Origin of the sequence: Streptomyces wuyuanensis, from assembly GCF_900103455.1 — a bacterium.
GTDB classification, from domain to species: domain Bacteria; phylum Actinomycetota; class Actinomycetes; order Streptomycetales; family Streptomycetaceae; genus Streptomyces; species Streptomyces wuyuanensis.
On sequence record NZ_FNHI01000023.1, the window covers coordinates 44,607 to 64,767 of the forward strand.

Here is a 20,161-nt window from a genome sequence, read left to right on the forward strand (position 1 = left end):
GGTACGAGCGCGGGCCACACGGCCGTGGGAACGCCGGTCAGTGGTGGCGGAACTCGGGCGGGAGCGCCTGTGGACGAAGGCGCCCATTCCCGCTTTCTGGTCGGCGGTGGCGAACACCTCGTGGAGGAGCCGGCGTTCGAAGCGGACGCCTTCGGCGAGCGTCGTCTCGAAGGCCAGTGCCACCGCCTCCTTCGCCATCGTCGCGACCGGCAACGGCCTCTACCGGAGACGGACTCAACGCCGCTCCTCGCGGGCTGTAATCGGCACGGCCGCCGGCCGCCACTCGCGCCTGATCAACCCGAAAACCCACGAGTCGGACACTTCGCCGTTCACGACGCAGTCTTCCCGCAACGTCCCTTCGCGCATGAATCCGATCTTCTCCAGTACCCGTGCAGATGCCACGTTGCGCGTATCGGTCTCGGCCTGGACCCGGTTCAGGTCCAGTGTGTCGAATGCCCACTGCAGCAAGGCGTGCGCCGCCTCCGTCGCGTAGCCGTGGCCCCACATCGCCTCGTCGAGGCAGTAGCCCAACGATGCGCTGCGGTAGTCCGGGTTCCATCCGGTCAGCACGCACCAGCCGACGAAAGCCCCGTCGGAAGCACGGTCGATGGCGACCCGTGCCCCGGTGCCTTCCTGCGCCATCTTCCGGCACTTCGCGATGAAGCGCTCGGCGCGGGCCCGTTCGGTCCAGCGTGGGGAGTCCCAATGGCGCATCACGTTGGCGTTGCTGTGCAGCGCGAACAGGGGGCCCGCGTCGGCGTCGGTGAAGGGGCGCAAGCGCAGGCGAGCGGTGTGCAGTATGGGGGTGGCCAGAGTCATGCGCACCATCTTGCGTCCTCACGGGGCGGGCTGAGCACCGGATTTCGATCCCGATCCGGCCCTCACGGCCCAAGGTTCTGCCTACCAGCAGATCGTGCACGCCTTCAACCAGCACCCTGACCGGGCATTCAGGGTCCGTGAAGGGCACCACTGCTCGACCTGGCCACCGGAGCGCACCTGCGCAAGGACCACGCCGAGGGCACTCATCCCGTTCCCCACGATCCCGGCCGGCTCCTCACCATGGGCTCTCCCGACAACGGCGAGTACATCTTCTGGATCACCACCCCGTCCGGTGACCCCGACGCATGCACATCGCCGTCAACGAGGCACGCGGCCCCCGCTGGTTCACCTGCGACGGGACCCTGCGTAGCCCGGAAGGCAACAGCATCCCGCGGTTTCGCCCCTCACGCCCCTCGGAATCCGATCCCGTCCCACAGCGCGAGAACTCGCTGCTCCCGGCGGATCCCGGCCGGCGTGAGGGGTTCGCGGGTTCCCAGGTCAGTCCCAGAGGGAGATGGCCAGGACCAGGGCGGCGACCGGGAGCAGCAGCCACGGCTCCGCCAGGACCAGGAGGCCGGTGGAGATCAGGGCGAGGTACGCCAGAGTCTTGGCGGTTCGCCGCCTGGCCTTGCCCTTCTTCTTCGGGTCCTTGTCGTGCGGCGCTGCCGCGGCCAGGGCCGCATCGAGGACGCCGGTGCCGGTTGCGGTGCCGGTTGCGGAGTTCATGTCGGTGTTCGTCATGGGACTCAGCCTCGCCGTGCGAGCACCGTCCTCGCGTCGGCGATCGCCGCCTATGTAGGTGACGACCGCCGACGCGTACGCAGGGGCGGGGCGGTGAGAGTCTGTCCATGGACGCGGTCATGGATCGGACGGATATCGTCTTGTGGGTACGGCGTGCGGACGGCCGGTGGTCGGCCAGGACGGTCTGGGTGGTGGTGCTCGACGGGGAGGCGTACATCCGCTCGGCTTTCGGGCGGCGCAGTGCCTGGTACCGCAGGGTTCTGCGGCGCGCGGAGGTGGAGGTCGAGGGGGCCGGGGTCCGGCTGTCCGCCGGCCTCCGGCCGGTGGAGGACCCAGAGCTCGTCCGGCGCGTCTCCGACGCCTACCGGGCCAAGTACGGGCTGAACTGGCCCGGCCCCGTCGAGTCGATGAACGCGCCCGAGGCAGCGGCCACCACCATGCGGCTAACGGATCTCGGGCAGGTCGCGCAGTTGCCTGCGTGAGGTGAGCTGGAGCTTGCGGAAGATGTTGCGCAGGTGCGCGTCGACGGTCCGCGGGCTGAGGAACAGCTTCGCCGCCACCTCCTTGGAGGTGGCGCCGTCGGCGACCAGGCGTGCGATGTGCACCTCCTGCATCGTCAGCCGGTCCGATGCCTTGAAGGTGCGGCTGCGGGCCTGTTCGCCCGTGGCGCGCAGCTCGCCGGCGGCGCGTTCGGCGAACGCCTCCAGGCCGAGGTCGGACAGCGCCTCGTGGGCCGGCCGCAGTGCGGAGCGGGCGTCGCGCCGTCGGCCCCGGCGGCGCAGCCACTCCCCGTACAGCAGGCGGGCCCGGGCGCGGTAGACGACCAGTGCGCTGTCGTCGAGCAGGTCGATGGCCTCCTGGTAGGCGGACTCGTCGTCGGTCACCAGGGCTCGTGCACAGGCCTCGACGCCGCGTCCCCACGCGTGCCGGCCGGCCTGTGTGCGCTCCTGGAGCGAGGCGAGCGCCGCGGCGGCGGTCTCGGGCTCGCCGCACCGTACGGCCGCCTCGACGAGTTCGGGCAGGGCCAGGCCCGCGGTGCCGACGGCTCCGTGCCCGACCGCCTGCCTCGCCGCCTTCAACGCGGCCGGGTAGTCGGCCAGCCCGTTGCCCAGCACGGCCGTCGCCCACTGCACGCTGAGGCTCATGCGGGGGTCCACGGTCGCGAACAGTTCGACGGCGTCCTCGCGCCGCCCGCGCAGCGCGGCCAGGTGCAGGCGCGGGTAGACCAGCGGCGCCGCACCGGTGGCGTCGGCGATGGCCTCCTCCTCGGAGATGAGTTCCATCGCGGTGCCGAACTCGCCCGTGTGCACGGCCGCGGTGGCCCGCATGGCCAGGGCGATGGGTAGCGCGTGGAAGGAGCCCGACTCGCGGCCGGCCGCGACGGCACGGGCGGCGATGGCGTGCAGGGCGTCGAAGTTCCACAGTTCGGTGGCCACCATGAAGCCCAGTGACGGCCGCCTGGCCCACACCTCCTCGCCTGCGTCGGCGAGGACCGGCCGGAGGATGTCCCCCGCCACCGGATGCCCGTCGCCGGCCAGACTGATCATGCCGGTCAGGACCGCAGCCGCGCCGGATGCCGGCTCGCCCGGCGGTGGGGCGTTCCGTGCGGCCTCCACCACCTGGTCGAGGCCGCCGAGCAGCAGACCCATCTCGATGGCGTCCAGATAGCACTCCCGTGACCAGGCGGGGTCGGTGGGCGCCAGACGTTCGGCGGCACGCAGGAGGTACGCGGTGGGGCCGTCCTCTCCCCGTCGGCGGGCGAACGACAGCCTGCCGCGGAGCAGGTCGGCCCTGGCGGCCTGGCGCGGATCGTCGGTCACCGCGGTGGTGAGCAGGTCGGCCGCGGTGTCGTAGTCGCCCACCGAGAGCTTGGCCCGGACGGCGGCGAGGACCCGCTCCGTGCGCCGGTCCGGGCTGATCGTGAGCGCGGCGGAGCGTTCGAGGAAGGCCGCGGCCGCGGCGAGGCCGCCGCGCTCCTGTGCGCGGGTGGCGGAGGCTTCGAGTTCGGCGGCGACCTGCTCGTCCGGGCCGGCGGTGGCCTGGGCGCGGTGCCAGGCGCGCCGGTCGGGGTCGGTGACCGGGTCGGTCGCGGCGGCCAGCGCCTCGTGCGCCCTGCGCCGCTCCTCGGGTGCCGCGGCGCGGTAGGCGGCCGAGCGGGCGAGGGGGTGGCTGAAGCGGATCCGGGTGCCGAACTCGACCAGCGGGACGGACTGTGCGGCGGCGGCCGCGTCGATGCCGAGCCGTTCGGCCGCCCGCCACAGCAGGCCGGCGTCGCCGATCGGGTCGGCGGCGGCAAGGGTCACCAGCAGCCGGGCCGCCGGCGGCAGCAGCTCCAGCCGGGACCGGAAGCTCTGCTCGATCACGTCGGGTACCGAGTCGGGCTGGGCGAATCCGCCCGCCATCCCGGCGAGTCCGGCGGTCCTGGGCAGCTCCACCAGGGCGAGGGGGTTGCCGCGTGCCTCGGCCAGGACCCGGTCGCGTACCCGCTCGTCCAGCGGGGCGCGGATCGCCCCGGCCAGCAGCGCGCGGGCGTCCGCTTCGCCGAGGGGCCGGAGCGTAAGGCCGGGCAGTTCGTCCAGCTCGGGCAGGTGGCTCGGCTCGCGCGCGGCGAAGACGAGGGCGATCGACTCGGCCGAGACGCGGCGGGCGAGGAAGGCGAGCGCCTTGGCCGACGCCTGGTCCAGCCACTGTGCGTCGTCGACGACGCACAGCAGGGGGCGTTCCCGTACGGTCTCCACCAGCAGGCCAAGCGACGCGACGCCGACCAGGAACGGGTCGGGGGTGCCGGTGTCGAGGCCGAAGGCGATCTGCAGGGCCTTGCGGTGCGGTGCGGGCAGCGCCGTCAGCCGTTCGGTGACGGGCGCGAGCAGTTGGTGCAGTGCGGCGTACGGCAGCTCCGTCTCGAACTCCGCGCCGGACGCCCGCATGACGAGGAATCCGGTCGCGGCCCGGTCCAGTTGCCGCAGCAGGGCGCTCTTGCCGATGCCCGCCTCGCCGCGCAGGACCAGGGCGCCGCCCCGCCCCTCGCGTGCCGCCTGGAGCAGGGTGTCGAGCCGGCGTATCTCGTCCTGACGGCCGATCAGCACATCCGTGGAAGTCTCGGGCATGTCCGAAAACCTATGCGGTCGTGCGCCGTAGGGGAATCCGGGAACGATCGCGGTGATCGCGGTCGCCCCTGGAACGACCGCTGTCGCCTATGGGCTTCCGGGTGACGTCGTATAGGCGATGACCACCGACGCGAGCGGCCCACGCCCGCTGCGAGTGTCGAGCCATGACCCGCACCGCACCGCAATCGACCACCACCGGCTGGATGCCGCTGGTGGCTCTGGCCACGGCCCAGTTCCTGGTCGTACTGAGCACGTCGATCGTGAACGTCGCCCTGCCCCGGATCCGGGCCGGGCTCGACCTGTCGGACACGGGGCAGGCATGGACGGTCAACGCCTACGTACTGGCCTTCGGCGCGCTGCTGCTGACGGGCGGGCGGGCGGGCGACGTCCACGGCCTTCGCCGCGTGTTCCTGCTCGGCACGGGCCTGTTCGCCCTCGCGTCCCTGGGCGCGACACTGGCGCCCACGGCGGCCGTGCTGATCGCCTGCCGGGCGGTGCAGGGCGTCGGCGCCGCACTGCTGGCGCCCACGGCGCTGGCCCTCGTGCTGACGCTGTACCCCGACGGGCATCGGCGTGGCACGGCGCTCGGTGTGTGGGGCGCCGTCTCCGGTGCCGGCGGGGCGGCGGGCGTGCTGCTGAGCGGGCTGCTCACCAGCCTGTACGGCTGGCGTGCGGTGTTCGTGGTGATGGTGCCCGTGGCCGCGGCCGTCCTGGTGGCCGCGCGACTGCTGGTCCGGGCCGACCGGCCGCGCGGTGCGACCCTGGACGCGCCGGGCGCGGTGACGGTGACGGCAGGGCTGGCCGCGCTCACCTACGGCCTGTCGGGTCCTTGGCCGCTCGCCGTGATCGGCATGCTGCTGCTCGGCCTGTTCGCGGTGCTCCAGCGCCGCACCACCGACCCGCTGCTGCCCGCCCGGATGCGCGCGGTCGCGGTACCCAACGTGCTGATGGCCCTGCTCGGCGCGGCCTGGCTCGGACTGTTCTACTTCCTGCCCCTCTACCAGCAGCGCACCCTCGGCTACTCGCCGTGGGAGGCCGGGCTGACCCAGCTCCCCCTCGCCCTGGTGATCACCCTCTCCTCGTGGGCCACCGGCAGGACGTCCGGCCGCCATGTGCTCCCCGCGGGCCTGCTGGTCCTGGCGGCCGGACTGGCCTGGCTGTCCCGAACTCCGGCCGACGGCACCTTCCTCGTGGACCTGCTCGGCCCGACGCTGCTCATCGGCGCAGGCCTGGGGGTCGCCTTCGTCCGGCTCACCGCGATGGCCTCCGCAGGTCTCACGGCCGCGGACAACGGCCTGGCCGGGGGGCTGGTCAACGCCACCCGGCAGATCGGCGGAGCCGTGGGCCTGTCCTTCCTGACCCTGCTCCCCTCCCCCGGCGCCGCCTTCCTGGCCTGCGCCGCCCTGACCCTGCTCATCTCCGCACTCTCGATCCGAAAGGCATGACCATGACTCTGGAAAAGCCCTACATCAACGGCCACTTCACCCCTGTCACCGACGAGATCACCAGCCACGGACTGAACGTACGCGGCACACTGCCGCCCGAGCTGAACGGCCGCTACTTCCGCAACGGCCACAACCCGAAGCCGGGGATCACCCCCACCCACTGGTTCCGCGGCGAGGGCATGATCCACGGCATCCGCCTGGAGGGCGGCCGGGCCGAGTGGTACCGCAACCGCTGGGTACGCACTCCCTTCCTGGACGGCGTGCCGTTCACCGGGACCGAACTCGACGTCAGCGCCGCCGCCACCAACATCATCTTCCACGGGGGCCGCTACCTGGCCCTGCAGGAGGCCAACCTGCCCTGGGAGGTCAGCGCCGACCTCGACACGATCGGCGTCCACGACTTCGGCGGCAAGCTCACCAGCGCGATGACCGCCCACCCCAAGGAGGACCCCGAGACCGGCGAGCTGCACTTCTTCGGCTACAGCCCCTTCCCGCCGTACCTGACCTACTACGTGGCCGACGCCTCGGGGGCCATCGTCGGGTCGGAGGTCGTCGACGGCTCGGGCCCGTCGCTCATGCACGACTTCGCCCTCACCCGCGAACACGTCGTCTTCATCAACTCGCCGGTGGTCTTCGATCACGCCGAGCACTCCGGCATCCCCTACCGCTGGCACGACGACGTCCCTCTGCGACTCGGCGTGATGCCCCGTGCCGGAGGAGGGACCACCTGGTTCGAGGTGCCCGACCAGGCGGCACTGCTCCACGTGGCCAACGCCCACACCGACGCGCAGGGCCGGATCGTCCTCGAAGCACCGCGCTTCGACCGTGCCGCCTGGGAGAACTCGTGGAAGTGGTGGGTCGGGGCGCCCGGCTACGGCACCAGCCCCGACGCCGGGTCGACCCTCCACCGGTGGACCGTCGATCCGGCCACGGGCAAGGTCACCACCGAGTCGCTCAACGACCTGGCGACCGAGTTCCCGTCGATCAACGAGTCCCACACCGGCACGGCAAATCGCTACAGCTACGCCATCGGCTTCCCGGGGGCGGGCCTGTCCGGCTATCACACCGTCAAGTTCGACACCCGGACCGGGCGGGAGAAGCTCCTCGCGCACGGTGAAGGCCGGATGCCCGGCGAAGCGGTCTTCACGCCCGCCGAGGGAGGGACCGCCGAGGACGACGGCTACCTGCTCACCATCGTCAGCGACCTCACGGCCGACGCCTCGGAACTCCTCGTCCTGGACGCCGGCGATCTGAGCACCGTCGCCGCAGTCGAACTCCCGCGCAGGGTGCCCGCAGGCATCCACGGCAACTGGATCCCCGACCCCGCCTGACCCGGTTCCGGGCCGCGGGCGGACCGGGCGGCCCGGACCCGTCCGGCACCGCAGCACCGCAGCACTCCGCGCCCCGCACCCGGCTCCGGCACCGGCACCGGCACCGGCACCGGCACCGGCACCCGCGAACCACCGCACAGCACTGTGAACTTCCTCAGAAGGGAACCGTCATGACCCACCCCACGACCATCGACGAGAACGCCCCCATCGTCGCCGACCGCACCGTCCGCATCGCCGCCCCGCTCGACAGGGTCTGGCACCTGCACACCCGGATCGGCTCCTGGCCCCTCTGGCAGTACGCCATCACCCAGGCCCGGCTCGACGGCCCCGTCGCGCCCGGCAGCACGTTCCACTGGGAGACCGCAGGACTGTCCATCAACTCCACCATCCACGCGGTGGACGCCCCGTACCGCATCCTCTGGGGCGGCCCCGCGCACGGCATCACCGGCCTTCACGAATGGACGTTCACCGAGGACGGGGACGAAGTCGTGGTCCGCACCCGGGAGTCCTGGGCAGGCGCGCCGGTCGACGAGGACCGGGACAGCCTCGCCGCCGCACTGGACGACTCGCTCGGCACCTGGCTCGACGCCCTCAAGCAGGCAGCGGAATAGCCACCACCGAACCCTCGCCCCGGGGCCCTCGCCCTCACTGACCCGGCATCTTCACCTCGGTGGTCACCGGCAGCCCATGGGGCCGCCGGTGACCGACGTCGCGCGGCCGGTGAACCACGACTGAAGCACGGCCCACCTGCCACTCCATCCGGTCGCGCACCCGCGCAAGTGGCCCGCGAGGCAATGAGCCCACCCTGCGATCAGGCCCGTCGGAAGCACAGTCGGCAGCTGCCACAGACGGGCCGGCTCGACCTCGGGGATCAGCATCACGACCTGTTTACCAGACTCGGTGACGGTCCATTTCCGCACGCATCGGGTGTGTCCGGTGCTCGGGAAGTGGCCCTGGCGTCGAACGTGGCGCAGTTGTCAGGATCGTGAGGCATGCGCGCTGTGTCTTCGACATGGACCTGCTGCTGTGTCACGGCACATGGACACCGACGTTGCTTCTGCGTCTACCGGCAGGGCCGACCAGGACGACGTGCAGGCAACGCCCGGTGGGCCACCGGATCAGCACGCTTGACAAGCCGCATCCTGTGGATCACGAGGGCCGTTCTGGTCGAACGGAGTACCATCCGGCGTCGCGCGGATGCCGGTCCGAGACGGCTGCGGACACCGCGGCAACCGCCCGGCACGCCCTGCGTCGATGCCGAGCACAGCAGCTCTCCGGCGTTCAGAACCTCCGCAAGACACAGGGCTGCCCCGAGACCGGGGCATTCTCCGTCCGGCCATCGGCGACCGCCAAGGGTGGCCGGAGCTGCGAGCGCGGCCCGTTGGCCCGGGTGGACCGTGGCGCGGGTCAGTGCCGTCCCGAACGGCGCCCGGTTCCGCGGGCGGTGCGCCGTGGCCGGCGGACGGCTTCGGTGTCGGCATCGGCGCCGGGTGTGCCGGGCGAGGAGAAGCCTCCTGGCACCGCGGAGGGGGTCCGCGGGGCGGGAACCTGGGGCGCGTTCTGCGCGGTGGCGGCGGGGCGTTGCCGTGGGGCGCTGGCGATGACGGTGGCGTGCGGGAGCAGCGGGGCGCAGGCCGCGCAGACTTCCGCGACGCTCCACACCCGCCCGACGGTCGGGTCATGGCGAAGGATCATGACCACGGATCCGGCGCACTGCACGCGGGTGTCCTGGTGTGCGCCGCACTGCTCGGCACGGCAGTGGCAGGCCGCGTTCGGGCGGACGGTCGCGGCGCGGGCGTGGGCTGCGGCGTGCCGGGCGGCGAACGCTCGCAGGCTCGCGAGGTCTTTGGAACGGGGCGGCATCCGGCACGCGGCGGTACTGCAGGAGACCGTGGCGGAGTGATCCGCGTGGCCCATCAGCCGGACCGTCCAGGACCGTCCGGGCACGCGCGCGGTGGAGGTTTCGCTGTACGCGGTCGTCACAGACACAAGCCGTCCATTCGTGTTGATCATCAAGTGCAGGGCTCCACTATGAGCTACCCGCCCCCGGCACGTCGCGCACATTCGACGCGGCACCGGGACCCTCCGCGGGCTACGCCGGTTCCAGCAGGACGGCCGGCAGGGTGCCGCTGACGATGGGGTCTTGTGGCAGCGAGAGCCCGAAGTACCCTTCCACGACGCCCGATGCGGTGCGGTGCACCTCCCTGCGGTCCCCCTCCGGGTCCGGAAGGCCGGCTGCGGTCGGCAACTCCTGCGAGGACGCGGCCGTCGCGTGCTCGCCTTCGACTCCCTGACAGCCCCACGAGGCGTCCAGATGCAGGTTACAGGCGCTCAGCAGGCGGCCGTCGTGGAAGTACGCGAACTGCGGCGGGACCGGCTTGCCGTTCTCCTCCTCGTACTCCAGGAGACAGACGTGCGCCCCACCGCGCGACACCGGGGCCGGCATGCCGAACTCCCCCGGCCAGCCGCCGTACGCGACCGCGTATGCCCAGTCGCCGGTGCTGCCGAGGCGCAGGCCGATGCCGTCGGAGGAATCGCCGCAGGCGTCGTCCATGAGCTCCAGAAGAGACTCCCCGGTGTGGTCCCCCACCTCCACGACGATGTGCTCCGCGTCGTACGACACGGTCTCAGCAAGGCGGTTGGCGAGCTCTCGTGGGGGGATCCCGCGGGCGAGCACCACGCGGTGGCCTCCGAAGGCGTTGGGCCGAGGAGCAGCGAGCCAGGTCGTTCCGTCCGTCACGGCCACCATACTGACCGGCCCCTCTGACAACGCGGCCGGCGCCGCAGGTTGTTCACCGCTGGCGCGGGCAGAGGAGGCTCCGCATGGTGGTGTCGGGCCGGTCCGTAGTATTCAGGCCAGGGCCGCGACGGGAGACGGACATGGAGTGGATCAGTGACGCTCGGCTGGCGGCCGGACCGGATGCCACCTGGTACCTCGAAACGGCGTTCACCCCCGGGGCGCACCTGGGCGCGGTGTACGACGACCCGACGACGCCGGTCGTGGTCACGGGGATCGAAGAGCTGAGCACCATTCGCATACCCAGCGGCCGCCTTGTCGTGGACGCGCCGTGGCATGACGACGAGACCTGGCAGTACGAGCGAGGACTGCCGACGAGTCCCCCACGGGAGCTGGCGATACGCATTCCCCCGGGCACCTACGGGGTGGAAATCGCATGGACGGCGGGGCCGTACGAATTCTTCGGGGAAACGTTCGACGGGGTTGCGTGTGCAGCGACCCGCTTGTGCATAAGCGACGAGCCGGTGGCCGGGTGGGAGATGGGCCTGGGTGTCGACGACGATATCGACCTGCTGGAGCCCGGCGAGCAGTTTCGCTTTGGCTCCGACGCCAATGTCGGCTGCTTCGCCGACGCCGGCGCGTGGACGGCTCTGTCCGCGCCGTTTCGCACGTATGTGGACGGCAGGCCGGTACCGCACGACCCCGAACCTCTGTCCGACGGGTGCCAGCGGGTATCCGACGAGACGCAACGAGCCGACCTGGTCACGTTCACGGCAGAGTCGGGCGGCGTCGTCTGGCTGGGCCGTACCGAGACCGGTGACGTGGCAGCGATCGTCGTCACCAGTGGCATGGCCGGCGCCACGGCCTGACGTGACGAGACCAGCAGGGCAGCGTGGCATACGCGCAAACGCACCATGGTGGACTCGGCTGTGCTTGCGGGGCGATGCCGGCGGGCGCTATTCGGGGCATGGAGGGGGCGGGTGCGGGCTGCTTGGCCCGCACCCGCCCGTGCAGGGGAGTTCAGCGGGTCCCGACCATGTGGCCGAACCACGACGGGTCGTCCACTCCACTCTCGTCCTCGTGCCGCTGCGGCGGCGCGGAAATGACGAAGCCCATGGACAGGTCGTCGGCGAGGGCGAAGACGTACTGGCCCTCCTGCGGTTCGATGCCGTGCTCGTGGAGCACCGTGCGGCTCTCCCCGTCCGTGGTGCTCCTGACGACCAAGCCCTGGGAGGAGGGGCGGAGCAACATCAGCTCCACGCATGCGAAGTGGACCTCGACCCGAGTGGCCTGCGGCGTGTCCCGCGGGCTGCGCAGCAGGAGCCGGCGGTGGCCCACGCTGTACTGCCCGACCTTGAAGTACCGGTCGGAGCGGAGCAGCTCGCCCGTCGGGCGCAGGCCTGACAGCCCGGTCACCACTTGTGGGCGACGTCCACGATCAGCTTCCCGTCGTACTGGAGCACCCGGAAGGGCAGCCTGGCCCGGACACCGAGCCCGATCTGGGTCTGGCCTTCGAAGCTCGCCCCGAACTTCGTGTCCCGGAACGTCCTGAAGCCGGTGAGGTCCACGCCGGGCAGCGGCTTGCCCGCCCGCCCGGCGTACACCTGGCGCATCGTCGCGGGGTCGTAGCTGGGCGCGGAGACGAAGACCTGGAGTATGGCGCCGCCGCCGACGGGTATCCGGTCGCCGGAGCCGTCCTGGTGGAACGCGTCGACGTAGCCGACGTGGTGGCCCACCGGGCCCTTCGCGCCGGTGACATCGAAGACCATGCGGTCGAAGCATGTGTGCTGCCCCACCCTGATGTCCTTCAGGGGTTCGGCGTTCCCGTGTGTGGCCGTCTTGACGCCGCTGCCCCAGGCGGTCGAGCAGGCGTCGGCGGGGGCTGCGGCGCGTTGCGGGACCGCTGCCGCCTCTCCCGCCGAGGCCGCAAGCCCCGCTCCCGCGAGCAGGACGGCTACACCGAGGGTCCATAAGCGTTGCATGTTTCACTCCTCTGAATCGTTCGTGGTGTGTGAGCGCCCGCGCAGTGAGACCGACGAGCGGCCTGCGGGTTGCGCCGCTCGTGGATATCGGCCACCGAACGGGCCGAAATCCCCCCCTGCGCGGAACTGGTTCCGTGGAACACACGGCCACGCTCGAATGCGCCCGCCCTCCGGGGCATGGACCGTGGCCGGCGGCCGAGTGCGCCGGACGGCGAGCCACGCTCCTGCGCGGGAACACGGCTCGTCCCCTCCTGCCGGCGGCGTCAGCGGTACGTGTAGAACTGCGTGTGGTCGAGCATGTCCTGCGGTGTGACGTCGTTCCACGGCTTCATCGTGTCGCCCAGGGCGATGACATTGCGGGTGGCCGAGGCGGGGGCGTACGCGGACCCGGGGTGGAGGCGCTGCCAGTCGGCCCACAACTTGTCGATGAAGCAGTGGTGGAGCCAGAACACCGGATCGTTCGGCGACGCTCCGGTCGTCATCTGGCCACCGACCCAGACGTGCACCCGGTTGTGGAGGTTCGGCCCCAGCCAGCCTTCGACGTTGTTGCGGAAGCCGCCGGACCTGCTGTTCCACGGAGACGCGTCGTACGTGGGAATGGCGAGTACGGCGTCCACGTCGGCCCGGGTGGGCAGTTCACGGACTCCCACCCCGAGAGCGCGGCGGAGGAAGGTCCTGCCGTCGACGCGTATGTTCATGGGCCAGTTGCCACCGGAGAAGGCGAAGGCGCCCGTGGTGACCCGGCCGTCACCGCTGCGGCCGTCACCGCCCAGAAAGTTGTCCGACCACAGGGAGCTGCGCGGTGTGCGGTCGACGGTCCAGTCCCAGTACGGGAGCGTGACGGCGGGGTTGACGCTCTGCAGCGCCTGCTCGAACTGGAGGAGGAACCTGCGGTGCCAGGGGAGGAACGACGGCGAACGGTGGCCCGTCCGCTCGCCCGTGTCGGTGTCGCTGAGGATGAAGGCGTTGTGGGTGGTGATGAACTCGTCGTAGCGGCCCTGGCGCTTGAGTTCGAGGACGGCGTCGACGAAGTCCCGCCTCTCGGTGGCGGAGAGGTCTGCCTGGTTCTTTCGGTCTGCCATGGCGACGATCCTTTGCTGTGGGGGGCTCGAGCGCGATGTCAGACGGTGACGGGCACCAGGGAGGCGCCGTGCAGTTCGCGGACCGCGGCGCGGGCCGCGGCCCGCGGTGTGCGGTACTTCTCGTAGTGGTTGACGACGCTGATCCATGTCCCGTCGGCGTTCTGCATGACGTGCAGATCGTCGTCGTCCACGCGAACGAGGAATTCGACCGGGCCTCCGGGCTCGTCGGCGGGCCGCCCGCCGGCGCCGTGGCCGGCGTGACCCCCGTGCCCGCTGTCCGCCGGCCTGCCCTCTATGTGCCGTCCGAGGTACATCTCGTCGAAAGCCTCGGGCTCATGAGCCGCATGCGGTTGTGTTGCGCCGTTCCCTCGAGCACCGGCACGGGTGGTCGAGTGCGATCCGGTCCGTAAGGCGTTCGCTCCCGCGACGCCGGCAGGTCCGGCGAGCGCGGCACAGGTCAGCGCGAGCGTGGATGCGCGGACCACTTCACGGCGGGTGGGACGCTGCACGATCTGCTCCTCTCGTCGATCCGCCCCAGGCCCGGGGAGCCCGGGGCGGAAACCCTTCCCCGTACGACGGGACGGGGAGTGTCCCGTGCGCCACATGCTGGCAGCGGCGCGACGGGTGTCGGAAGGCTGATCGTCACGAACGAGACAACAATTGATGGGAGGTACACCGTTCAACGGCGGAGATCTTCTCACCGCACCACCGCGGACACCGAGTTCGGACGGAAGTCCCGGCCGTCCCGCTGTCTGCTTCCGCGAATTCTCCGGGGAAGCCGCCGAGCGGCGAGCGGATGGATGCCCGGCAACTTGACGGGAATCCACGGGCACCGGTCGAGTTCCTGGGTACGCGGTCCGGTTGCCTCGCGAACGCTTTCGGGCCGTCCCCGGGCGCGGGATGGGAGATTGCCGTGCGGCCCTCTCCCGCTCGTCACGTAGCCTTGCGGGTCGATCTTCCAGGAAGGAGACCCGCTTCCCCATGTCCCATCCGCCCGCCCCGGCCCCAAGGTCCTCCGCCCGGTGGCGCCTTAGGCCCGCCACAGCATCCCGGGCCCCTTCCCGGAACCTACGGAGGGGAGTTCCCGGGCAACGGTCATGGGCATCGGCCGCCGTACCCGCAGATGCCACCGAAGCCTCCCGGTGGGCCTCGGGCCGGTCGGGGCAGACTCGCGGCCGTCGTCGGGTCGGCGGTGGCGGTTCTCGCGCTGCTCGCCGCCGGTGCGGTGACGCTGCTCCCGGACGGCGAAGCCGGCCCCAGCCAGGGAAGCCCCCTGCGGCGTCATCCAGTCCGCGGAGCATCGTGGGCAGAGAACCGCTCCGTGTTGCGGCTCCCGAGGGGCGAGCGGGTTCCACGTCCCGGGCAGTCTCGGCACCGGGCAGCTGGGTCACCGACACGCACTACGCCTCGGGTGCCGCAGACGCGGTGCAGGGCTACCTGACCTCAACGGGGAAGCCGGCATGGACCGTGCCCCTCGACGGCAGCATCTGCGAGGCCTCACGCGACATCACGAGCACCGGCAAGGTCGCCGTCGTCTGGGCGGCCGCGAAGAAGGTGCGGTCCAGGTGCACCGAGTTCGGGGTCATCGACGTGAACAAGGGCACGTTGCTCTGGCGCGCATCCATTCCGGCGGGCAAGGCCGGGCTGGGCCTCGACCTCAATGTCGACATCAGCGAGGAGATCGCCGCCGTCGGCGGACCGGACGGGACGCTCGGATACGCGGTCGGCAGCGGCAAGCAGCTCTGGGACGAACCCCTCGAGGGCTGTCTCGCCGAGGAGCACAACGGCGGCCGGGAACTCTTCACCATGCTGAGCTGTCCGGGAGAGTTCCGGGTGGCGAAGCGGGACCCGCAGACCGGCCGGGCCGCCTGGCAGTACTCCGTTCCGAAGGGTTACCGCGGCGCATGGATCGTCTCCGGGGACCCGCTCGTCGTGGCCGTGATGACCAAGAGCGACCTGATCGACGCGGACCGACTGCTGACGGTCGCCGCGAACGGGGACGTACAGGGCACGATCGACCTCGGTGAGAACTACACGGCCGGGTGCGCGGACAACGACGGCACCTGCGACGCGACCGTGACGACGAAGGACACCGTCTACATCGCCGAAGACGCCGTCGGCTTTTCCACGGCCAACCACATCGCCGCCTTCGACATCCGTACCGGGCAACGGAAGTGGACATCCACCGCACCGAGCACTCACACAGGCGGCACCTTCATCCCCATCCGGGCCGAAGGTGACGGCCTCATCGCCTACTTGCAGCCCACCACCAAGCGGGGCAGCCGCGTTGTGCACTTCGCGCCGGAGGACGGAAAGCAGACGACCCTGCTGAGAATGCCGGACCGGCTGATGGCGGGCGCCTCCGAGGACGGCTTGATCGACGCCGAGGTCTCCGACCCGGCCCTGTTCAGGGATGGGCGGCTGTACCTGCACCGCAGCGGAGCATTCAACGAGTACACCGCCGGGAGCCCCATGACGCTGATCCTCGGCGCCCGCTGGCGGAACTGACCGCCTGGTCGGTGACCAGGCCCTGCGAGGTCGCCGTCCCCACTGCGGCTGCGACCGCGTCGCTCCGACTCCGGTACCCGCTCGTCGCCGGTGACGCGGAGCTCGACGGAGGCCGCCGGCAGGGCCCGGGCGTGACCTGACACCCGTGGGCCCAACGGTGCGCCGGGTCCACCCGCCCGGTGCCGTCGTGGTGGGTACGCGTTTTCCAGACCGGGCCCTGCCGCATCCGCAAGGCGAACGACGGGCGGGCCTGCGCTCTTGGTGCCCAGCGCCAACCGCCCGGTCGCCTCGCGTCCGTCGCGGCCGCAGCAGCGCGGCGTCTGCCGAAATTCGCTTCGCGCCGTGTGGACGCCGCCCTACTGTGGCGCGGTGACGACTCAGATGATCATTCTCAACGGCGGCTCCAGTTCGGGGAAGTCCGGGATCGTTCGGTGCCTGCAGGACCTTCTGCCGGATCCGTGGCTGGCGTTCGGGTGCGACTCGTTCGTCGACGCCATGCCGGCGCGACTTCAAGCGGCGGACGAGGGAATCACGTTCGCCGCGGACGGCACGGTGAGCGTCGGGGCGGAATTCCGCGTGCTCGAGAAGGCGTGGACGGAGGGCATCGTGGCCATGGCCCGGGCAGGCGCCAGGGTCATCGTCGATGATGTCTTCCTCGGCGGAGCGGCGTCCCAGCAGCGCTGGCAGAAAGCACTGGGCGGACTGGATGTGCTGTGGGTCGGCGTCAGATGTGAGAGCGCGGTCGCCGCGGGCCGTGAGGTCGCGCGTGGCGACCGCGCCCGGGGGATGGCCGCGTCGCAGGCTGTGGTGGTCCACGAGGGGGTGGTGTACGACGTCGAGGTGGACACGACGTACACCGAGTCCCTGGTGTGCGCGGAGGCCGTCGCCGCCCGTCTCGGCTGAGCGCACGGCCGGGCGGCATAGCGGCAGGGCTGCGGGCGCGCCCTGGGTACGGCGCGGCCCGTGTCTTTGCACAGCATGTCGGTGGCGATGCACAGCAGCGAGGTCGCGTTCCCAGATCGGCGCTCCGTGAGGGTCGTAGTGGTCGGCGGAGTCGCGGCGAGGGCCGAGGACCGTCGATCGCACCGGCGAGTGCTCAGTAGCCGGCGGTCATGGCGCCGGCGATCGCGAGCGCCGCGCCGGTGATGACGGGTTCTCGTCGCTGAGCAGGAAGGCGGCGAAGGCCGCATCTACCTCTCGTCGGCGGCTCGGCCGGCCGTGCAGCTCGGCGAGGATGGCGCTCTCGCTCTCGGGTCTGGTCTCCACCTGACGGCGCCACAGCGGGGTGTCCCCCAATCCGGTCACCAGGGCGTTCACCCGGACGCTTTCGCGGGCCGCGTCGAGCGCCGCGAAGCGGGTCAGGCCGATCACACCGTGCTTGGCGGCAGCGTAGGCGACGGACGACGAATCGTCGGCCACACCGACCCCCGAGGCGTTGTCGACGACGGAGCCGCCGCCGCTCGTGATGGGATGCGGGGGCCACGACAAGGTCGCCGCGCGGCTGGGGTTCGACGACGCAGTCGATGGAACTCGCGCTGTTCGACATGATTCGCCTGGCCGGCTGCGCGGACAGACCCCGGCGGACCGCAATGCGGCCGACCTCGCCGCGTTCCTGGTGACCAGTCTGCAGGGACTTCGCATCATGGGGGCCATCACTCCCGACCGGGTCGCCCTCCTGCGTACCGCCGAAGTCGCCCTGTCCTGCTCGGTCTGACACCGCCCCGACCCGGCCCGGCCCACCCATCGCGCCCGGCGTCCGGGCATCCGGACTTACGTCATCGGTTTCCGGGGCCCGGCCGACGCCGCGGCCGAGGCCCCGGGGCGGATACAGCACGGACCCACGCCCGCCCGGCAGGCGTGTCTGATGGCGTCCCGCCGCGCCCGCCGCGTACGGCTTCTTCGCACGGCGGTCAACGACGGAGCGCATCGCCCGCGAGGCGGGCCACACCCTCACCGAACCCCATCCCGCTTGTACCGGAGGACCACCTCCGGTAATGTGGAGGCATTCCTCCGATAATGCGGAGGCTCATCTTCTCATCGGCCGGCCCCGGGTTCGCCCCGCCTGCCCCGCGCGGCGCTCCGCTCTCACCGCCGCCGCGCCATCCCACCGACGGAACCCGCGAAACACAGAAGGACGAACGCCATGGAGTACCGACTGACCAACAACCACACACCGGCGATGCCCTCGAACTCCGGCTCCGGCCCCGCGCTCCGCCCGGTGCCGTCCCGCCCCCGCGTACGCAGGGTCCGCCTCCCGGGCACGGTCGCGGCGGATGCATCGCCGCACAAGCGCAACACGGACGAGTCGAACCGCCCGCTCCCGGCGCCGGATGACATCCATCCGCCCGCAGCCACCACCGCGCGGCCGGTTCCTGCCCCCGCACCACGCTGAACCGGTTCGCGACGCTTCACACGCTCCTCGGGCCGCGTCCCGACCCCACGCGAAAGGACTCCCCCATGGACGTGCGCCTCAACGGCAAACGCGCCCTGGTGACCGGCTCCAGCGCCGGACTTGGGAGGGTCACCGCCCGGATGCTCGCCGACGAAGGGGTGAGCGTCGTCGTGCACGGCCGCGCCGAGGACCGGGCAGCGGCCGCCGCCGAAAGCATCCGCCGCCGGCGGAGTGAGTGACCGCCGTGACCAGGCAGGCTCCCCGTCCGCCGGCACTCGGCCCGGGGCTCCCGCGCGCCCCGGGCCCCATTCGACGCCGTCGGTCAGGGTTCGATGACGAGCCGGCTGATCCGTTCCCCGCTGAGGGTGAAGCGGTAGTGCAGGTCGACGATGCCGCCGGGGAAGTCGCCTTCGAGTCGCTGGGTGACGGTGAAGCGGTCCGGGCTGTGCCGCTCGGACCCGAGGAACGTGGTCGTGTAGGTGTACTCGGACGCCGCGGTGTCCAGCCACTGCTCGACGGCCGGGACGCCGCGGTAGGTGCGGCCGTCGTCGACGACGGTCACATCCGGCGTCAACTCGGCGGAGGCGGCTGCGGTGTCGTGTTCGTTGTGCGCCTTCAGATACCGCTCCACCGCGCCGGGCAGTGCGGTGGTGTCGCCGGGAGTCGTGCTGTCCGTCATGGCCGCCTCGCATGGGTCTCGGAGCGTGGCCCGGTGCCGCCGGGGAAGAACGCACCCGGCGGTGCGAGACCGTCCGGTCCCCTACCGCGCCGGGCACAGCCCGCTCGCTGCTAAGATGAAAGCAAGTAACTTCGACTTTAGCAGTCACTCGGAGGGTGTGCGATGGCGAGCCGGATCAGGCTGGAGGACCGAGAGTGCCCGCTGTCGACCACGGTGCAGCACGTGGGCGAGTGGTGGACGTTGCTGATCCTGCACGACGCCTTCGACGGATACACCCGCTTCGACCAGTTCCAGGAGAGCCTGAACATCTCCTCCAGCATGCTCACCACCCGCCTGAGGACACTGGTCGCCGACGGGCTCCTGGAGCGGCGTCCGTACCAGACCAACCCCGTGCGCCACGAGTACGTGCTCACCGAACGGGGCCGCTCGCTGCGGCCCGTGGTCGTCGCCCTCGCCGCCTGGGGCAACCGGCACCTCCCGCCCGCGGAACGCAGCATGATCCTGATCGACGCGGGCACCGGCGAGGAGGCCGAACCGGTCGTGGTGGACGCCCGCACCGGCCGGAGCCTCGACGACAGCGAGACCTTCGTCTTCGCCGCGGGCCCTGCCGCCAGCGAGGCGATGCGGGCCCGCTACACCGAGCTCGAGCGGAAGCGCCGCGCACGGGCCGCGGAGACCGGGACCGCTCCGGCAGCGGACTGACCGGCACACCACCGGGAAGATCCGGCCGCGCGCGTCGGGGCCCGGCGAGCCGCGACACCGAACCCCCAAGCCGCCGGTCCGCGGACGCCGACGGCGTCAGGCGGAAGAGGGGGTGCTCCGCACTCCCGCCGCCCGGGGCACGCGAACCGAGGGAAGCCATGGTCGGACCGGGGGACGGTGGCCGTGTCCGGGAGGACGGGATTCAGCGACAGGACGGGCACAGACCGCGGTAGGTGACCTCGACTTCGGAGACGGTGAAGCCGAACCTCTCGCCCGCCGGGAGGTCGGCCAGCGGATCGCCGATCGGGTGGACGTCACGGATGGCGCCGCAGCCGGAGCACACCAGGTGCTGGTGCGGGTGGTGTGCGTTGGGGTCGTAGCGCTTGGCGCGACCGTCCGTGGACACCTCCGCGACCTCGCCGAGGGCGACCAGTTCACCCAGCGTGTTGTAGACGGTCGCCCGGGAGATCTCCGGGAGCCGCTCCACCGCGCGGGCGTGCACCTCGTCCGCCGTGAGGTGTACATGGTCGCCGTCGAGGACCTCCGCGACGACACGCCGCTGGGCGGTCACGCGCCAGCCGCGCCCCCGCAGCCTCGCCAGCAGGTCGCTCATCTCGGTTCACCCACTTCGTACGC

22 protein-coding genes and 1 pseudogene are annotated in these 20,161 nt (G+C 71.5%); 10 read left to right on the plus strand and 13 right to left on the minus strand.

The window, feature by feature from the left end:
- Nucleotides 1-37: 37 nt before the first annotated feature.
- From BLT82_RS38245 to BLT82_RS36920, 3 genes and pseudogenes are all read right to left on the minus strand, one after another.
- Nucleotides 38-213: pseudogene (locus BLT82_RS38245) on the minus strand (enoyl-CoA hydratase-related protein); the annotation flags it as partial.
- A 21-nt stretch (nucleotides 214-234) separates the two neighbouring features.
- The gene (locus tag BLT82_RS28420; protein ID WP_093660084.1) at nucleotides 235-819 is read right to left on the minus strand and encodes a GNAT family N-acetyltransferase; all 585 of its coding nucleotides are present in this window, start codon (nucleotides 817-819) and stop codon (nucleotides 235-237) included.
- A 498-nt stretch (nucleotides 820-1,317) separates the two neighbouring features.
- On the minus strand, nucleotides 1,318-1,560 hold the full coding sequence (locus BLT82_RS36920) for a hypothetical protein (RefSeq protein ID WP_143041556.1): 243 nt from the start codon (nucleotides 1,558-1,560) through the stop codon (nucleotides 1,318-1,320).
- Between the two features lie 119 nt (nucleotides 1,561-1,679).
- On the opposite strand from BLT82_RS36920, the gene BLT82_RS28430 reads away from it, so the two are divergent.
- Nucleotides 1,680-2,042, plus strand: a complete 363-nt coding sequence (locus BLT82_RS28430) for a DUF2255 family protein (protein ID WP_167746112.1) — start codon at nucleotides 1,680-1,682, stop codon at nucleotides 2,040-2,042.
- On the opposite strand, the gene BLT82_RS28435 is transcribed toward BLT82_RS28430, so the two are convergent.
- Nucleotides 2,004-4,667 carry an ATP-binding protein gene (locus tag BLT82_RS28435; RefSeq protein WP_093659921.1) on the minus strand — a complete coding sequence of 888 codons (2,664 nt, stop codon included), beginning with the start codon at nucleotides 4,665-4,667 and terminating at the stop codon, nucleotides 2,004-2,006. The two genes, BLT82_RS28430 and BLT82_RS28435, sit on opposite strands and share 39 nt — an antisense overlap.
- 164 nt (nucleotides 4,668-4,831) lie before the next feature.
- Between BLT82_RS28435 and BLT82_RS28440 the strand changes: the two genes are divergently transcribed.
- The 3 genes from BLT82_RS28440 to BLT82_RS28450 all read left to right on the plus strand — a co-directional run bounded on the left by BLT82_RS28440 (nucleotide 4,832) and on the right by BLT82_RS28450 (nucleotide 8,054).
- Entirely contained in the window at nucleotides 4,832-6,112 is a 1,281-nt protein-coding gene (locus BLT82_RS28440) for an MFS transporter (protein ID WP_093659923.1), read from the plus strand.
- A gap of 2 nt (nucleotides 6,113-6,114) precedes the next feature.
- On the plus strand, nucleotides 6,115-7,443 hold the full coding sequence (locus tag BLT82_RS28445) for a carotenoid oxygenase family protein (RefSeq protein WP_093659925.1): 1,329 nt from the start codon (nucleotides 6,115-6,117) through the stop codon (nucleotides 7,441-7,443).
- A gap of 170 nt (nucleotides 7,444-7,613) precedes the next feature.
- Entirely contained in the window at nucleotides 7,614-8,054 is a 441-nt protein-coding gene (locus tag BLT82_RS28450) for an SRPBCC family protein (RefSeq protein ID WP_093659927.1), read from the plus strand.
- A gap of 796 nt (nucleotides 8,055-8,850) precedes the next feature.
- On the opposite strand, the gene BLT82_RS28460 is transcribed toward BLT82_RS28450, so the two are convergent.
- Nucleotides 8,851-9,432, minus strand: a complete 582-nt coding sequence (locus BLT82_RS28460) for a hypothetical protein (RefSeq protein WP_244529676.1) — start codon at nucleotides 9,430-9,432, stop codon at nucleotides 8,851-8,853.
- A 103-nt stretch (nucleotides 9,433-9,535) separates the two neighbouring features.
- Nucleotides 9,536-10,183, minus strand: a complete 648-nt coding sequence (locus tag BLT82_RS28465; protein WP_143041557.1) for a hypothetical protein — start codon at nucleotides 10,181-10,183, stop codon at nucleotides 9,536-9,538.
- A 140-nt stretch (nucleotides 10,184-10,323) separates the two neighbouring features.
- Between BLT82_RS28465 and BLT82_RS28470 the strand changes: the two genes are divergently transcribed.
- On the plus strand, nucleotides 10,324-11,049 hold the full coding sequence (locus BLT82_RS28470; RefSeq protein WP_167746113.1) for a DUF4241 domain-containing protein: 726 nt from the start codon (nucleotides 10,324-10,326) through the stop codon (nucleotides 11,047-11,049).
- A gap of 151 nt (nucleotides 11,050-11,200) precedes the next feature.
- Here BLT82_RS28470 and BLT82_RS28475 read toward each other — a convergent pair whose 3' ends face one another.
- From BLT82_RS28475 to melC1, 4 genes are all read right to left on the minus strand, one after another.
- On the minus strand, nucleotides 11,201-11,596 hold the full coding sequence (locus BLT82_RS28475; protein ID WP_244529677.1) for a hypothetical protein: 396 nt from the start codon (nucleotides 11,594-11,596) through the stop codon (nucleotides 11,201-11,203).
- Nucleotides 11,593-12,162, minus strand: a complete 570-nt coding sequence (locus BLT82_RS28480; protein ID WP_093659937.1) for an AMIN-like domain-containing (lipo)protein — start codon at nucleotides 12,160-12,162, stop codon at nucleotides 11,593-11,595. The genes BLT82_RS28475 and BLT82_RS28480 overlap by 4 nt, the downstream gene beginning before the upstream one ends.
- A gap of 263 nt (nucleotides 12,163-12,425) precedes the next feature.
- Nucleotides 12,426-13,244 carry a tyrosinase MelC2 gene (gene melC2, locus BLT82_RS28485; protein WP_093659939.1) on the minus strand — a complete coding sequence of 273 codons (819 nt, stop codon included), beginning with the start codon at nucleotides 13,242-13,244 and terminating at the stop codon, nucleotides 12,426-12,428.
- Between the two features lie 38 nt (nucleotides 13,245-13,282).
- Nucleotides 13,283-14,545, minus strand: a complete 1,263-nt coding sequence (gene melC1 / locus BLT82_RS38885) for an apotyrosinase chaperone MelC1 (protein ID WP_404205444.1) — start codon at nucleotides 14,543-14,545, stop codon at nucleotides 13,283-13,285.
- A 1-nt stretch (nucleotide 14,546) separates the two neighbouring features.
- Here melC1 and BLT82_RS28495 point away from each other — a divergent pair, with 1 nt between their 5' ends.
- Both BLT82_RS28495 and cpt read left to right on the plus strand, forming a co-directional pair.
- On the plus strand, nucleotides 14,547-15,752 hold the full coding sequence (locus BLT82_RS28495; RefSeq protein WP_167746114.1) for an outer membrane protein assembly factor BamB family protein: 1,206 nt from the start codon (nucleotides 14,547-14,549) through the stop codon (nucleotides 15,750-15,752).
- 369 nt (nucleotides 15,753-16,121) lie between these two features.
- The gene (gene cpt / locus BLT82_RS28500) at nucleotides 16,122-16,655 is read left to right on the plus strand and encodes a chloramphenicol phosphotransferase CPT (protein WP_244529681.1); all 534 of its coding nucleotides are present in this window, start codon (nucleotides 16,122-16,124) and stop codon (nucleotides 16,653-16,655) included.
- Nucleotides 16,656-16,862: 207 nt separating this feature from the next.
- Here the strand turns inward: cpt and BLT82_RS36545 are convergent, their stop codons facing one another.
- Entirely contained in the window at nucleotides 16,863-17,171 is a 309-nt protein-coding gene (locus BLT82_RS36545; protein WP_244529682.1) for an SDR family oxidoreductase, read from the minus strand.
- 16 nt (nucleotides 17,172-17,187) lie between these two features.
- Here BLT82_RS36545 and BLT82_RS36550 point away from each other — a divergent pair, with 16 nt between their 5' ends.
- Together BLT82_RS36550 and BLT82_RS28515 are read left to right on the plus strand one after the other, a co-directional pair.
- Nucleotides 17,188-17,466: a hypothetical protein gene (locus BLT82_RS36550; protein ID WP_244529684.1), complete on the plus strand. Its 279-nt coding sequence runs from the start codon at nucleotides 17,188-17,190 to the stop codon at nucleotides 17,464-17,466.
- Between the two features lie 743 nt (nucleotides 17,467-18,209).
- Nucleotides 18,210-18,383: an SDR family NAD(P)-dependent oxidoreductase gene (locus BLT82_RS28515; protein WP_093659951.1), complete on the plus strand. Its 174-nt coding sequence runs from the start codon at nucleotides 18,210-18,212 to the stop codon at nucleotides 18,381-18,383.
- Nucleotides 18,384-18,466: 83 nt separating this feature from the next.
- On the opposite strand, the gene BLT82_RS28520 is transcribed toward BLT82_RS28515, so the two are convergent.
- The gene (locus BLT82_RS28520; protein WP_093659953.1) at nucleotides 18,467-18,823 is read right to left on the minus strand and encodes a nuclear transport factor 2-like protein; all 357 of its coding nucleotides are present in this window, start codon (nucleotides 18,821-18,823) and stop codon (nucleotides 18,467-18,469) included.
- Between the two features lie 162 nt (nucleotides 18,824-18,985).
- Here BLT82_RS28520 and BLT82_RS28525 point away from each other — a divergent pair, with 162 nt between their 5' ends.
- Complete coding sequence (locus BLT82_RS28525; RefSeq protein WP_208868068.1) at nucleotides 18,986-19,525, plus strand: winged helix-turn-helix transcriptional regulator; 540 nt, start codon at nucleotides 18,986-18,988, stop codon at nucleotides 19,523-19,525.
- A 202-nt stretch (nucleotides 19,526-19,727) separates the two neighbouring features.
- Here the strand turns inward: BLT82_RS28525 and BLT82_RS28530 are convergent, their stop codons facing one another.
- Nucleotides 19,728-20,138: a Fur family transcriptional regulator gene (locus tag BLT82_RS28530; RefSeq protein ID WP_093659955.1), complete on the minus strand. Its 411-nt coding sequence runs from the start codon at nucleotides 20,136-20,138 to the stop codon at nucleotides 19,728-19,730.
- Nucleotides 20,139-20,161: the final 23 nt, after the last annotated feature.

What these genes read in the sequence shown, in the direction of transcription:
- BLT82_RS28515 (WP_093659951.1), top strand. Translation starts at nt 18,210, where the DNA reads ATGGACGTGCGCCTCAACGGCAAACGCGCCCTGGTGACCGGCTCCAGC.
- BLT82_RS28470 (WP_167746113.1), top strand. Translation starts at nt 10,324, where the DNA reads ATGGAGTGGATCAGTGACGCTCGGCTGGCGGCCGGACCGGATGCCACC.
- BLT82_RS28525 (WP_208868068.1), top strand. Translation starts at nt 18,986, where the DNA reads ATGGCGAGCCGGATCAGGCTGGAGGACCGAGAGTGCCCGCTGTCGACC.
- BLT82_RS28445 (WP_093659925.1), top strand. Translation starts at nt 6,115, where the DNA reads ATGACTCTGGAAAAGCCCTACATCAACGGCCACTTCACCCCTGTCACC.
- BLT82_RS28420 (WP_093660084.1), bottom strand. Translation starts at nt 819, where the DNA reads ATGACTCTGGCCACCCCCATACTGCACACCGCTCGCCTGCGCTTGCGC.
- BLT82_RS28440 (WP_093659923.1), top strand. Translation starts at nt 4,832, where the DNA reads ATGACCCGCACCGCACCGCAATCGACCACCACCGGCTGGATGCCGCTG.
- BLT82_RS28450 (WP_093659927.1), top strand. Translation starts at nt 7,614, where the DNA reads ATGACCCACCCCACGACCATCGACGAGAACGCCCCCATCGTCGCCGAC.
- BLT82_RS36920 (WP_143041556.1), bottom strand. Translation starts at nt 1,560, where the DNA reads ATGACGAACACCGACATGAACTCCGCAACCGGCACCGCAACCGGCACC.
- melC1 (WP_404205444.1), bottom strand. Translation starts at nt 14,545, where the DNA reads ATGCTCCGCGGACTGGATGACGCCGCAGGGGGCTTCCCTGGCTGGGGC.
- BLT82_RS28480 (WP_093659937.1), bottom strand. Translation starts at nt 12,162, where the DNA reads ATGCAACGCTTATGGACCCTCGGTGTAGCCGTCCTGCTCGCGGGAGCG.
- BLT82_RS28430 (WP_167746112.1), top strand. Translation starts at nt 1,680, where the DNA reads ATGGATCGGACGGATATCGTCTTGTGGGTACGGCGTGCGGACGGCCGG.
- BLT82_RS28520 (WP_093659953.1), bottom strand. Translation starts at nt 18,823, where the DNA reads ATGACGGACAGCACGACTCCCGGCGACACCACCGCACTGCCCGGCGCG.
- BLT82_RS28530 (WP_093659955.1), bottom strand. Translation starts at nt 20,138, where the DNA reads ATGAGCGACCTGCTGGCGAGGCTGCGGGGGCGCGGCTGGCGCGTGACC.
- BLT82_RS28435 (WP_093659921.1), bottom strand. Translation starts at nt 4,667, where the DNA reads ATGCCCGAGACTTCCACGGATGTGCTGATCGGCCGTCAGGACGAGATA.
- melC2 (WP_093659939.1), bottom strand. Translation starts at nt 13,244, where the DNA reads ATGGCAGACCGAAAGAACCAGGCAGACCTCTCCGCCACCGAGAGGCGG.